This is a genomic window from Lysobacter sp. 05T417 (assembly GCF_056396405.1).
Genome location: NZ_JBFTLK010000010.1, coordinates 1 through 12,308 on the forward strand (window position 1 = coordinate 1; position 12,308 = coordinate 12,308).

The window sequence follows — 12,308 nt, forward strand, 5'->3', positions numbered from 1 at the left end:
CGCGCTTCAGGATCTCGGTGGCCTCGGAGAGGATCGAGACAGCATCCGGACGCAGCGTGGCCTTGTCGAAGTCGAAGTTCACACCCTTCAGGTCGATCGACACCGGCACCGGGCAACCGTCCGGACCGATGGTCTGGCCAGCCTGCGAACCCGGGCACTTGTCGTCGCAGTTGTTGACGCCGTCGCCGTCGTCATCCATGTCGGCGCAGCTCGGCGCGGCCGGAGCCGGCGGAGCGGCAACCACCGGCGGACCCAGCGGGATCACGACGCCGACCGAAGCCAGCAGGTCGCCGAACCAGTCTTCGTCCGGGGAATTGACGCTGCCGTTGTCGAAGTCTGCGCGATAGGCCAGCTCGGTGCGGATCGCAGCGCGCTTGCCGTACAGGGCACTCTGTACACCGACGCCAACCTTGGCGGCGAAGTTGCCTTCGTCACGCTGGCCGGGCGAGTTCGGGTTCGGGAAGTTGTCGAACTCTTCTTCCGACTGCTGGTAGCCCAGGCCCATCAGGACGTACGGGGCCCAGTTGCGGCCTTCCTGGGTGAAGTGATAACGACCGTCGAACGAAATGCCGTACTGGCTCCAGTTGAGATCCTGGTTGGCGTCGTTGTTGGGGTTCTGGTAGTTCAGCTCACCGTCGATCGACCAGTTCTGATTGAGGAACTTGCCGACGCCAATGGCACCGAACGGCGCATTGCGCGTGCCGCGATCGTTGTCCTGGATGTTCATGCCGGCCGAACCGGTCAGATACCAGCGATCGTCGAATTCCTGCGCATTGGCAGCCTGGGCCAGGCTCAGACCACCCAGCAGGGCGGCGCAGAGGAGTTTCTTATTCATATATCCAGCTCCTTGATCAAAAAACGGAAACAGCGTCTGCGAGGTTCCCACTAAGGACGGCCGCCAGACGACGCCATCGGGGCGGAGGTTAAGTTTGCCTATGTGAAAGCCGTGTTAACGGTCATCTAACAAACCGGGAAGTTCCATGCCAATACAGAGCGATTGCGGCGGGATTCAGGCCCGAAGCAGCGCCAACAGCCCGCTGGCGGGCTCGGCCAGCAATCGCTCGGGTTCCGCGACCAGGGCCCGCAACTGCGACAACTGCTTTTCCGGCAGTTTCGCCGCGAGGGCCCCTTCAAACTTGGCCATCAGCAGTGGAATACCTTCGCCGCGGCGACGGCGATGCCCGACCGGATAATCGATCGAGATTCTTTCGCTTTGCGTTCCGTCCTTGAAGAAAACCTGAACGGCGTTTCCGATGTACCGCTTGTCGGGATCGTAATAATCAGTGGTGAAGCGTGGTTCTTCCTCCACCCGCATGCGCTCGCGCAGCGCATCGATGCGCGGGTCGGCGGCGATCGCGTCGCCGTAGTCGTCGGCCCGCAGGCGGCCGAACAGCAGCGGCACGGCGACCATGTACTGGATGCAATGGTCGCGGTCGGCGTAGTTGGCCAGTGGCCCGGTCTTGTCGATGATGCGCATCGCTGCCTGCTGGGTATGGATGACGATCTGCTCGACGGCATCGACGCCCTCTGCGGCGATGCGCGCGCCGACCTGGGCATGCAACCGCATGGCGCACTCCACCGCGGTCTGCGCATGGAATTCGGCCGGGTAGCTGATCTTGAAGAGGACGTTCTCCATCACGTAGCTGCCGAAGGCACGCTCGAACTCGAATGGCTGTCCTTCGAAGGCAACCTCCTGGAAGCCCCAGGTCGGCGCGCTGATCGCGCTCGGATAGCCGACCTCGCCCTTGATGGCGTTGAGCGCATGGGTGACTGCGCGGCGACAGGCATCGCCGGCCGCCCAGCTCTTGCGCGGACCGGTGTTGGGCGCGTGGCGGTAAGTGCGCAGCACGCCGTTGTCGATCCAGCTGTGCGATATCGCAGCGATGATCTGGTCCTTGTCTCCACCGAGCATGGCCGTTGCGACGGCGCTCGATGCCAGTCGCACCAGGATCACGTGATCCAGGCCCACCCGGTTGAAGGAGTTCTTCAGCGCATAGCAGCCCTGGATCTCGTGCGCCTTGATCGCATGGCCGAGCACGTCGCGCACGCTCGGACCCGGTTTGCCACGCAACTGTGCCTGGCGTCCCAGGTAATCGGCCACCGCCAGGATCGCCCCGAGGTTGTCGGAGGGATGCCCCCACTCGGCGGCCAGCCAGGTGTCGTTGAAGTCGAGCCAGCGGATCTGCACGCCGATGTTGTAGGCGGCCTGGACCGGGTCGAGCTCGTGGCCGGTGAACGGCACGCGCGCACCGCCGGGCAGCACCGCGCCGGGCACCACCGGGCCCAGATGCCGGACACACCCGGGGTGGTCCATCGCCAGCGCGGCGCAGGCCAGCGAATCGAGCAGCATGTAGCGCGCCGTGTCGTATGCCTCGACCGAGTCGATCCGGTAGTCGATGACGTAGTCGGCGATGTCCGCCATCGCCGGATCGGGCGGCGGGCGTACGGCCGAACGCGGATCGGCATGGCTCATGGCGTGCTCCGGCGAAATGGCTGCGCGCATTGTCGGGGGCCGTGGGTTGTGCCGACGTGAGGCGAACCGCACTGGCCGCCGCTGCAGAACACAGCGGCGCAACACACCGGCACAACACACCGGCCCAATCACGGCGCTTGGAAAAGCAGCGCCGCAGGCTCACCCTTGTGGGCATGGACGCACCCATCCGACTGCCAACACTGTTCCTCTCACATGGCTCGCCGATGCTGGCCGTGGAGGATTCGCCCGCGGGCCACTTCCTCGATGGCCTCGGCCAGCAGTTGCCGTGGCCGAAGGCGGTCGTGGTGGTCTCGGCGCACTTCATGACCGACCGGCCCATGCTGGGCGGCCACATCCAGCCGCACACGGTGCACGACTTCGGCGGATTCCCCGAGCCGCTGTACCAGATCCGCTATCCGGCACCGGGTGCGCCCGACCTGGCCGAGAAGATCGCGCAACGCCTCGCCGATGCCGGACTCAATCCGCGCGTGCGCGAAAACCATGGCCTCGACCATGGCGTCTGGGTGCCGTTGCTGCGCATGTATCCGGAAGCCGACGTGCCGGTGGTGCCGTTGTCGGTGATGCCGCATGCAACCGCCGCGCAGCACTTCCAGCTGGGCCAGGCACTGGCGCCGCTGCGCGACGAAGGCGTGCTGGTGATCGGCTCGGGTGGCTTCGTGCACAACCTGGGCGATCTTGACTGGAAGCATCCGCAAGCGCCCCTTGCGCCGTGGGCGCAGGCGTTCGGCGACTGGATGCACACCATGCTCGCCGCGCACGACTGGCCGGCACTGCTGGACTGGCAACAGCGCGCGCCGCACGCACACCACGCCCATCCCACGGTCGAACACCTGATGCCGTTGTTCGTTGCGCTTGGCGCCGCTGGCGACGCGCCGAGCGTGCGCGCGATCCATCGCTCGCACCAGCTGGGAACACTGTCGCTGGACGCGTTCGCGTTTGACTGACGCCAGCGCAGCCGCTACTCCCGCGGCAACACCTGCGCCAGGCGCTCTTCCATGAAGTCGACGAACGCACGCACGCGCGGTGGCACCAGGCGACGCTGCGGCATCACCGCATAGATGCCGGTCTCGGCGATCGGATAGTCGGCCAGCACGACCTGCAGGCGACCAGTGCGCAGGTCGTCCCAGGCGTGCCAGGTCGAATGCAGGGCGATGCCCAGTCCCGCCACCGCGGCGTCGCGCACCACTTCACCGTAGTTGCTCTCGATCCGGCCATGCACGCGGACGGCGACTTCGCCGCCGGCGCCATCGCTCATCCGCCATACGTCCTGCCGCCCCTGGCTGCCCACCAGCATCACGCAGTCGTGTCCGGCCAGGTCCTGCGGTGTGCGTGGCGTGCCGTGCCGGCGCAGGTACGCGGGCGAGGCGCACAGGACGCGGCGGTTGGGTGCGAGCCGGCGCGCGACCAGGTTGGAATCGGCCATCTCGCCTATGCGGATCGCCAGGTCGAAACCCGAACTCACCAGGTCGAGCATCTGGTCGTTGAGGTTCAGGCTCAGGCGCACGCGCGGGTGCCGCTCAAGGAACTCCGGGACCAGTGGCGACACATACAGGCGCCCGAACGAGGCCGAGGTCGTCACCCGCAGGGTGCCGGCGATCTCGCTGCCGCCGCGGCCCAGACCGCTGGTCAGCGCCTCCAGGTCCTCCACCAGCGCCCGCCCCTGCTCGGCCAGCGCGGCCCCCTCGGGAGTGGCGTGCAGGCGGCGCGTGGTCCGGTGCAGCAGGCGCACGCCGAGGTCGCGCTCGAGCCGCTTCAGGCGCTGGCTGGCCACGGCGACCGACAGGTCCAGGCTGCGCGCGGCGGCGCTGATCGACCCCAGGTCGAGCACGCGCAGGAACAGGCTGATGTCGCCAATGCGGTCCATCGGTGAATTATCAATCATTTGTTGAAACTGATTAGCCATCCTGACGGTTTCCGCAGAATATGCAACGGCCTAGCCTGCGCACCTTCCTTATCAGTGGACGCCGCGCCGATGGCCCTCCCCGCTCCCACCCCTGGCCCTGCCCTCGCCGCCGTCCCCGTCCCCCTCCCCGTGCCCGTCCCCGGCTCATCCTCCAGCCGGATGCCGGCCGCGCTGTATGCGCTGACCGCGGGCTCGTTCGGCATCGGCTGCGCCGAGTTCGTGATCATGGGTCTGCTGCTGCAGGTGGCCGCCGACCTGCACGTGACGATCGCCGCAGCGGGAATGCTGGTGTCGGGCTATGCGCTGGGTGTGTTCGTCGGCGCCCCGGTGCTGACCCTGCTGACCCGCCGCATGCCACGCAAGGCGGTGCTGCTGGCGTTGATGGCGATCTACACCATCGGCAACGCCGCCTGCGCCCTGGCGCCGGACTACGCCACGCTGATGGCGGCGCGCGTGCTGACCTCGCTGACCCACGGAACCTTCTTCGGCGTCGGCGCGGTCGTGGCGACCGGCCTGGTCCCGTCCGACCGCAAGGCCTCGGCGATCTCGATCATGTTCTCCGGCCTGACCCTGGCGACGCTGCTGGGCATGCCCGCCGGCGCCTGGCTGGGGCTGCACTTTGGCTGGCGCTCGACCTTCTGGGCGATGAGCGTGGTCGGCGTGGTGTCGCTGGCGGTGATCGCGCTGCTGGTGCCGCACAGCCGCCAGACGCAGGCGCCGGTCGCGGTGCGCGACGAGCTGCGCACCATCGCCCGTCCGCAGGTGCTGCTCGGCCTGCTGATGACGATGCTCGGATTCGCCGGCGTGTTCGTGGTGATCACCTACATCCAGCCGCTGCTGACCGGCCTGGCCGGATTCTCCGAAGCGGCCGTGTCGCCGATCCTGCTGCTGTTCGGTGCCGGCATGGTCGTGGGCAACCTGCTCGGCGGCCACCTTGCGGACCGCAAGCCGACGCCGGCGCTGCTGGGCACGCTGGCCGCACTGGCCATCGTGCTGGCACTGATGAGCTTCGCCCTGCACAACCCGATCGCAATCGTCGCGTTCATCGCCGCGCTCGGCATCGCCGCATTCGCGACCGTCTCGCCGCTGCAGTTGCGTGTGCTGCGCCATGCCGCCGGCGCCGGCCAGAACCTCGCGTCGAGCTTCAACATCGCCGCATTCAATCTCGGCAACGCGATGGGCGCATGGCTCGGCGGCGTGGTCATCGAGCGCGGCCCCGGCCTGGAAGCGGTGACGTGGGCCGCGGCCACCGTCACCGTTGCCGGTCTCGCCGTTGCCCTGTGGAGCGTGCGCCTTGAAGGCGCGAAGGAACGCCAGGCGCTGCTGCCCACCGGCTGCGTGCCCGAGCGTTCGTGACATCCCCGATCCCCCAACCCCCACTGCATTCGCGAAGGAATTGCGTGCCATGAACCGCCTCATCGCCTCCCCCCTGCTCGCCGCACTTTTCATGGCCGCGTCCGCGACCGCGACCGACGCGCCGCCATCGCACAGTGGCGACGCAACGACCTGGACGACAACCTGGACGGCCAGCCCGCAGCCGCTGTGGGCCGGCGACTTCGTGTTGCCGACCAACGTCCCCCATAACCTGTGGAACCAGACGCTGCGGCAGAGCGCGCGCGTCAGCATCGGCGGACATCGCATGCGCGTGCTGCTGTCGAACGAGTACGGCACGCAGCCGCTGCGGATCGGCGCCGCACGCATCGCACGCAGCGAAGGTGACGGCCGCATCGCGTCTGCCAGCGATCGCGTGCTCACCTTTGGCGGCAAGTCCTCGGTGACGATTCCGCCGGGCGCGCCGATGCTCAGCGACCCGGTCGAGCTGGATGTCGCCGCGCTCGGCGACGTGTCGGTGAGTCTGTACCTGCCCGAGCCGACGCCACCGGCGACGTTCCACTGGGACGCGCGCCAGACCACCTGGGTCGGCGCCGGCGACCAGACCGGCGCTACCGCCTTCAAGTCCGATTCGACGCTGAGCACACGGGTGTTCCTTGCCGCGATCCAGGTCGAAACCGTCGCCTCGGCGCGCAGCGTGGTGGCGCTGGGCGACTCGATCACCGACGGCAATGGTTCGACCGTGGACGAGAACCGCCGCTGGCCCGATTTCCTGGCCCGCCGCCTGGCAGGCCAGAACGTCGCCGTGCTCAACGCCGGCATCTCCGGCGCGCGCCTGCTGCAGGACAAGATGGGCAGCAATGCACTGGCCCGTTTCGACCGCGACGTGCTGGCACAACCGGGCGTGGCGGCGGTGGTGGTGCTGATCGGCATCAACGACATCGGCTGGAACGGCACGCCGTTCGCACCGTCCGACCCGGCGGCCCGCGCCGACGAGCTCATTGCCGGCTACCGCCAGCTGATCGCCCGCGCCAATACACGCGGCGTGCGCATCATCGGTGCGACCCTGACACCGTTCGAGGGCGCCTTGCAGGACACCCCGTTGCGCGGCTATTACCGTACCGACAAGGAGCGCGTGCGCCAGGCCATCAATGCCTGGATCCGCGACAGCGGCGAGTTCGACGCGGTGGTCGATTTCGACGCCGCGGTCCGCGACCCGGCGCACCGCGTGCGCTTCCTGCCTGCCTACGACTCGGGCGACCATCTCCATCCGGGCGACGCCGGCTACCAGGCGATGGCCGACTCGATCGATCTGGATGCACTGCTCGGCGACGCGCCCGCCGTGGCAATCCGCCACGCCGACTGACCCATCCCCCGCACTCACAAGGAACCGCTGCAATGGAATACCGTTTTCTCGGCAACTCCGGTTTTCGCGTCCCCGCACTGAGCTTCGGCACCGGCACGTTCGGCGGCAAGGGCGACCTGTTCGGCTCGTGGGGCAACACCGATGTCGCCGGCGCCACGCGCCTGGTCGACATCTGCCTCGACGCCGGCCTCAACCTGTTCGACAGCGCCGACGTCTACTCCGGCGGCATGGCCGAAAGCATCCTCGGCGCGGCCATCAAGAACCGGCGCGACGAAGTGCTGATCTCGACCAAGGCCACCTTCCGCTTCGACGACGGCCCCAACAACGTCGGCTCGTCGCGCTTCCACCTGATCAACACGGTCGACGCCGCGCTCAAGCGCCTGGGCACCGACTACATCGACCTGTTCCAGCTGCACGGCTTCGATGCGCGCACGCCGGTCGAGGAGACGCTCTCCACGCTCGACAACCTGGTGCGCGCCGGCAAGATCCGCTACCTGGGCGTTTCGAACTTCTCCGGCTGGCACCTGATGAAGTCGTTGTCGGCATCCGACCGCTACGGCTGGTCGCGCTATGTCGCCAACCAGACGTATTACTCGCTGATCGGTCGCGACTACGAATGGGAGCTGATGCCGCTCGGCCTGGACCAGGGCGTCGGCGCGGTGGTGTGGAGCCCGCTCGGCTGGGGCCGCCTCACCGGCAAGATCCGCCGCGGCCAGCCGCGTCCGGAAGTGACGCGTCTGTCGGCGACGGCCGACTACGGCCCGCCGGTGGACGAAGAGCGCCTGTACCAGGTCGTCGACGCACTCGACACCATCGCCGCCGAGACCGGCAAGACGGTGCCGCAGATCGCCCTGAACTGGCTGCTGCAGCGACCGACGGTATCGACCGTGGTGATCGGTGCGCGCACCGAGGAGCAGCTGCGACAGAACCTCGGCGCAGTCGGCTGGAGCCTGACGGCCGAGCAGGTCGCCGCGCTCGATGCCGCCAGCGCGGTGACGCCGGTGTACCCGTACTGGCACCAGGCCGGTTTCGGCGAGCGCAACCCGTCGCCGGTGTCTGCATGAAAGCCGTCGCGCTCACCCGCTACCTGCCCGTCGACGACCCGCAATCGCTCCTCGATGTAGACCTGCCCGATCCCGCCGCGCCGACGGGGCATGACCTGCTCGTGCGTGTCGAGGCGGTCTCGGTGAACCCGGTCGACACCAAGGTGCGTTCGCCCAAGCCGCAGGTGGAAGCGCAGCCGAAGGTGCTCGGTTATGACGCGGCAGGCATTGTCGAAGCCGTCGGCGACGGCGTCACCCGCTTCCGCCCAGGCGACCGCGTCTACTACGCCGGCGACATCACCCGTCCCGGCAGCAACGCGCAACTGCAGCTGGTCGACGAACGCCTCGTCGGCCATGCCCCCGCATCGCTCGATGCCGCGCAGGCCGCGGCGTTGCCGCTGACCGCCCTGACCGCGTGGGAGCTGCTGTTCCAGCGCATGCCTTACGACAGCGACAACGGCGGCGCAGGCAAGACATTGCTGGTCATTGCCGGCGCCGGTGGCGTCGGATCGATCGCGATCCAGCTCGCCCGTCGCGCCGGATTCACCGTCATCGCCACCGCCTCGCGCGCGCAGACCATCGACTGGTGCAAGGCCCTGGGCGCCCACCACGTGATCGACCATCGCCAACCCTTGCCGCCGCAGCTGGCCGCGCTCGGCTTCAACACGGTCGACGCCGCGATCAATCTCGCCGACACCTCGCGCTACTGGGACGTGCTGGGTGAATTGCTTGCGCCGCTCGGTCACGTCGGGTTGATCGTCGAACCGTCCGAGGCGCTGCGCATTGGCGACCCGTACAAGGCCAAATGCATCGGCATCCACTGGGAGATGATGTTTGCCCGCGCGCGCTTCCGCACCGCCGACATGGACGAACAGGGCCGCATCCTCGACCGCGTGGCAAGCCTGATCGACAGCGGCGAACTGCGCGGTACGCAGCACGATGCGCTGAGCCCGATCAACGCGGCCAACCTGCGCGAGGCGCATCGACGCCTGGAATCGGGAACCACGGTCGGCAAGCTGGTGCTGTCGGGCTGGTGAGCGGTGGCCGGCGGCGGAGCTTGCCGCCGGCCGGCTTTCCCGGCATCGTGCCGCTTCCGTACGCCAGCGTATTCGCCCCATGACGGCCGCCAGCCCGCTCAGCTTCGACAGCACCGCCACCCCTCACCCGCTCTATCCGCGGCTGTTCGAGCCCCTGGACCTGGGCTTTTGCACCCTGCGCAACCGCGTGCTGATGGGTTCGATGCACACCGGCCTGGAGGACAAGGCGGCCGATTTCCCCAAACTGGCCGCCTACTTCGGCGAGCGCGCCGCCGGCGGTGTCGGCCTGATCGTCACCGGTGGCTTTTCGCCGAACCTGGCCGGCTGGCTCAAGCCGTTCGGCGGCACCCTGCGCTGGCCATGGGAGGTCCGCCGCCACCGCCAGGTCACCGCCGCGGTCCACGGTCACGGCGGGCGCATCTGCCTGCAGATCCTGCACGCCGGCCGCTACGGCTACAGCCCGCTGCAGGTGGCGCCGAGCAGGCTCAAGGCGCCGATCAATCCGTTTACACCGCGGGCGTTGTCGGCCGCTGGCGTCGAGCGCCAGATCCGCGCCTTCGTCCGCACCGCGCAGCTCGCCCGCGAGGGCGGCTACGACGGCGTCGAGGTGATGGGCTCGGAAGGCTATCTGCTCAACCAGTTCACCGCGCCGCGCACCAACAAGCGCAATGACGCCTGGGGTGGCGATGCCGGCAAGCGCATGCGCTTCGCCATCGAAATCGTCCGCCGCATCCGCGAAGCCTGTGGACCGGACTTCATCATCGTCTATCGCCTGTCGATGCTCGACCTGGTCGACGAAGGCCTGGCCTGGGATGAAGTGGTGCAGCAGGCCAAGGCCATCGAGGCCGCGGGCGCAACGCTGATCAACACCGGCATCGGCTGGCACGAAGCGCGCATCCCGACCATCGCCACGTCGGTGCCACGCGCCGCTTTCACCGGCATTACCGCGCGCCTGAAGCCGCACGTGACGCTGCCGCTGATCACCACCAACCGCATCAACATGCCGCACGTTGCCGAGCGCGTACTGGCCAGCGGCGATGCCGACATGGTGTCGATGGCGCGGCCGCTATTGGCAGATCCGCAGTGGGTCAACAAGGCACTCGAACAGCGCGCCGCCGACATCAATACCTGCATCGCCTGCAACCAGGCGTGCCTGGACCACGTGTTCGAGAACAAGACCGCCAGTTGCCTGGTCAATCCGCGCGCATGTGCCGAGACCGAACTCAACTACACGCCGACCGCCTCGCCCCGGCGCATTGCCGTGGTCGGCGCCGGTCCTGCCGGCATGGCCTGCGCGACGGTCGCTGCAGAGCGCGGCCATCGCGTCACCCTGTTCGAGGCCGGAGACGCCATCGGCGGACAGTTCAACCTGGCCAAGCGCATCCCGGGCAAGGAGGAGTTCCACGAAACCCTGCGCTACTACAGCCGCCGCATCGAGCAGACCGGCGTCGAGCTGCGCCTGAACACCCGCGCCGATTCCGACACGCTGGCCGGCTTCGACGACGTGGTCCTGGCCACCGGCATCCGCCCGCGCGATGTCGACTTCGTCGGCGCCGACCATCCCAAGGTCGTCAGCTATCTGGATGTCCTCAGCGGCCGCGTCGTGCCGGGGCGCAAGGTTGCCCTGATCGGCGCCGGCGGCATCGGCTTCGACGTCGCCGAGTTCCTGGTCCATGACCACGGCCACGACAGCGGCGACGGCGACCCCGATGGCGTCGACGCCGCCGCCTGGCGCGCCGAGTGGGGCGTCGACCTGGGCTATGAGGGTGAGGTCCGCGGCGGCCTGTCGCCGGCGCGCCCGCAGCCACCGGCCCGCGAGGTCTGGCTGCTGCAGCGCAGCCCGGGCCGTCCCGGCGCCCGCCTGGGCAAGACCACCGGCTGGATCCACCGCGCCACCCTCAAGGCCAGGAAGGTACGGATGCTGGGTGGGGTCGAGTACCTGGGCGTCGACGACGAGGGCCTGCACATCCGGCTCGACGGCAGCGAGCAGACCTTGCCGGTCGATCACGTGGTGATCTGCGCGGGTCAGGAACCGTTCAAGCCGCTGGCGGCGCAGTTGGGGGGCAGCGGCAAGGCGCCCCACGTCATCGGCGGGGCCGATGTGGCAGCCGAACTCGACGCAAAACGCGCGATCGCACAGGCCTCGCGCCTGGCCGCGACGCTGTGAATGTGACGACGGTCGAAGTGCTGAGAGCCTGCTGGGGCGGGCCTCTCAGCTGCCTGTTCAGATAAAAAACCCAAGACAATCCGATGGTTACGAAATAGACATTCAGCTGGCGTTTATACTTCCGCCGCTACCTTGCGCCAACTTTTCAGCCACCCCCTTGGTGGCGACCCACACCGCCCGCGCCTCTGCGCGGTTTAGGTGAAGGGGCAAAAGCGTGCCGCAGAGCCCGCTGCCCTCCCCAGTACGCCATGCCGGTTCGTGCCGCGGTTGCCGTGTTTCCCCAAAGGGACGGCGATAGCGCTGCGGAACGGCGCAACGGAGCAAGGAGTCCGATTAGATGAAACTGGCCTGGATCCTGTGGCTGGCCTCTGTACTGCCGCCGCAAACCGCCGATTCGCTTTGCCTGAGCACCACCGTTTACCTGGAAGCCCGCGATCAGTCGGTGCGCGGCCAGAAGGCGGTGGCGGAAGTGGCCCTGCGCCGCCGCGACAGCGGCCTGTGGGGCAACACGGTCTGTGACGTTGTCACGGCCCGCAAGCAGTTCGCGCCGACCCTGGTCGCGCCCGGAACGCGCCTGACCAACACCGAGGCGTGGGGCGAGGCCGTCACCGTGGCGCTCGATGCCGAGCGCAACTGGGCCCTGCCGCCCGGCCAGCGCAAGGAGATCGTGCCCGGGGCGAGCCACTTCGCCGCGCACGCGATCGCCAGCCCGAGCTGGCGCACCGCCTACCAGGTGGCCACGATCGGCGACCACACCTTCTACAAGGTGCAGTCGCTCAAGCCGCGCCGTACCTGATCGGCGCGACCTGATCGGCGCGACCTGATCGGCGCGACCTGATCGCGCCTACCTGATCACGCCTACCTGATCCGGTACCCCACGGGAGCCCCAACGGGCTCCCGCACTGTTGCAGCCGTGGCGTTGAGCACGCGGGGCGAGTCGGCCATAGTTGGTGATTCCCTGCCCCC

At 68.2% G+C, this 12,308-nt stretch carries 10 protein-coding genes; 7 read left to right on the forward strand and 3 right to left on the reverse strand.

What is annotated here, in order from left to right; genetic code table 11:
* Both AC1DER_RS16790 and AC1DER_RS16795 read right to left on the reverse strand, forming a co-directional pair.
* A partial coding sequence (locus AC1DER_RS16790; RefSeq protein ID WP_477358185.1) for a porin family protein occupies nucleotides 1-835 on the reverse strand: 835 nt, incomplete at its 3' end.
* Between the two features lie 174 nt (nucleotides 836-1,009).
* Entirely contained in the window at nucleotides 1,010-2,473 is a 1,464-nt protein-coding gene (locus AC1DER_RS16795) for a bifunctional 2-methylcitrate dehydratase/aconitate hydratase (protein ID WP_477245964.1), read from the reverse strand.
* 173 nt (nucleotides 2,474-2,646) lie between these two features.
* Here AC1DER_RS16795 and AC1DER_RS16800 point away from each other — a divergent pair, with 173 nt between their 5' ends.
* Nucleotides 2,647-3,438 carry a DODA-type extradiol aromatic ring-opening family dioxygenase gene (locus AC1DER_RS16800; RefSeq protein WP_477245962.1) on the forward strand — a complete coding sequence of 264 codons (792 nt, stop codon included), beginning with the start codon at nucleotides 2,647-2,649 and terminating at the stop codon, nucleotides 3,436-3,438.
* A gap of 14 nt (nucleotides 3,439-3,452) precedes the next feature.
* Here AC1DER_RS16800 and AC1DER_RS16805 read toward each other — a convergent pair whose 3' ends face one another.
* Entirely contained in the window at nucleotides 3,453-4,358 is a 906-nt protein-coding gene (locus AC1DER_RS16805; RefSeq protein WP_477245960.1) for a LysR family transcriptional regulator, read from the reverse strand.
* A gap of 198 nt (nucleotides 4,359-4,556) precedes the next feature.
* Here AC1DER_RS16805 and AC1DER_RS16810 point away from each other — a divergent pair, with 198 nt between their 5' ends.
* The 6 genes from AC1DER_RS16810 to AC1DER_RS16835 all read left to right on the forward strand — a co-directional run bounded on the left by AC1DER_RS16810 (nucleotide 4,557) and on the right by AC1DER_RS16835 (nucleotide 12,138).
* Nucleotides 4,557-5,753 (forward strand): MFS transporter, encoded by a 1,197-nt coding sequence (locus tag AC1DER_RS16810; RefSeq protein ID WP_477245958.1) that lies wholly within the window; start codon nucleotides 4,557-4,559, stop codon nucleotides 5,751-5,753.
* A gap of 49 nt (nucleotides 5,754-5,802) precedes the next feature.
* The gene (locus AC1DER_RS16815) at nucleotides 5,803-7,095 is read left to right on the forward strand and encodes an SGNH/GDSL hydrolase family protein (protein ID WP_477245956.1); all 1,293 of its coding nucleotides are present in this window, start codon (nucleotides 5,803-5,805) and stop codon (nucleotides 7,093-7,095) included.
* Nucleotides 7,096-7,127: 32 nt separating this feature from the next.
* Nucleotides 7,128-8,159, forward strand: coding sequence for an aldo/keto reductase (locus AC1DER_RS16820; protein WP_477245954.1), 1,032 nt, complete (start codon nucleotides 7,128-7,130; stop codon nucleotides 8,157-8,159).
* A complete protein-coding gene (locus AC1DER_RS16825) occupies nucleotides 8,156-9,175 on the forward strand; it encodes a zinc-binding alcohol dehydrogenase family protein (RefSeq protein WP_477245952.1) in 1,020 nt (339 codons plus the stop codon). Before AC1DER_RS16820 ends, AC1DER_RS16825 begins: the two co-directional genes overlap by 4 nt.
* Before the next feature lie 79 nt (nucleotides 9,176-9,254).
* On the forward strand, nucleotides 9,255-11,342 hold the full coding sequence (locus tag AC1DER_RS16830; protein WP_477245950.1) for an oxidoreductase: 2,088 nt from the start codon (nucleotides 9,255-9,257) through the stop codon (nucleotides 11,340-11,342).
* A 337-nt stretch (nucleotides 11,343-11,679) separates the two neighbouring features.
* Nucleotides 11,680-12,138: a cell wall hydrolase gene (locus tag AC1DER_RS16835; protein WP_158733560.1), complete on the forward strand. Its 459-nt coding sequence runs from the start codon at nucleotides 11,680-11,682 to the stop codon at nucleotides 12,136-12,138.
* Nucleotides 12,139-12,308: the final 170 nt, after the last annotated feature.

Bases quoted from the DNA above. Each gene is read 5' to 3' on its own strand.
- AC1DER_RS16810 (WP_477245958.1), top strand. From the start codon at position 4,557: ATGCCGGCCGCGCTGTATGCGCTGACCGCGGGCTCGTTCGGCATCGGC.
- AC1DER_RS16835 (WP_158733560.1), top strand. From the start codon at position 11,680: ATGAAACTGGCCTGGATCCTGTGGCTGGCCTCTGTACTGCCGCCGCAA.
- AC1DER_RS16805 (WP_477245960.1), bottom strand. From the start codon at position 4,358: ATGGACCGCATTGGCGACATCAGCCTGTTCCTGCGCGTGCTCGACCTG.
- AC1DER_RS16825 (WP_477245952.1), top strand. From the start codon at position 8,156: ATGAAAGCCGTCGCGCTCACCCGCTACCTGCCCGTCGACGACCCGCAA.
- AC1DER_RS16800 (WP_477245962.1), top strand. From the start codon at position 2,647: ATGGACGCACCCATCCGACTGCCAACACTGTTCCTCTCACATGGCTCG.
- AC1DER_RS16815 (WP_477245956.1), top strand. From the start codon at position 5,803: ATGAACCGCCTCATCGCCTCCCCCCTGCTCGCCGCACTTTTCATGGCC.
- AC1DER_RS16820 (WP_477245954.1), top strand. From the start codon at position 7,128: ATGGAATACCGTTTTCTCGGCAACTCCGGTTTTCGCGTCCCCGCACTG.
- AC1DER_RS16830 (WP_477245950.1), top strand. From the start codon at position 9,255: ATGACGGCCGCCAGCCCGCTCAGCTTCGACAGCACCGCCACCCCTCAC.
- AC1DER_RS16795 (WP_477245964.1), bottom strand. From the start codon at position 2,473: ATGAGCCATGCCGATCCGCGTTCGGCCGTACGCCCGCCGCCCGATCCG.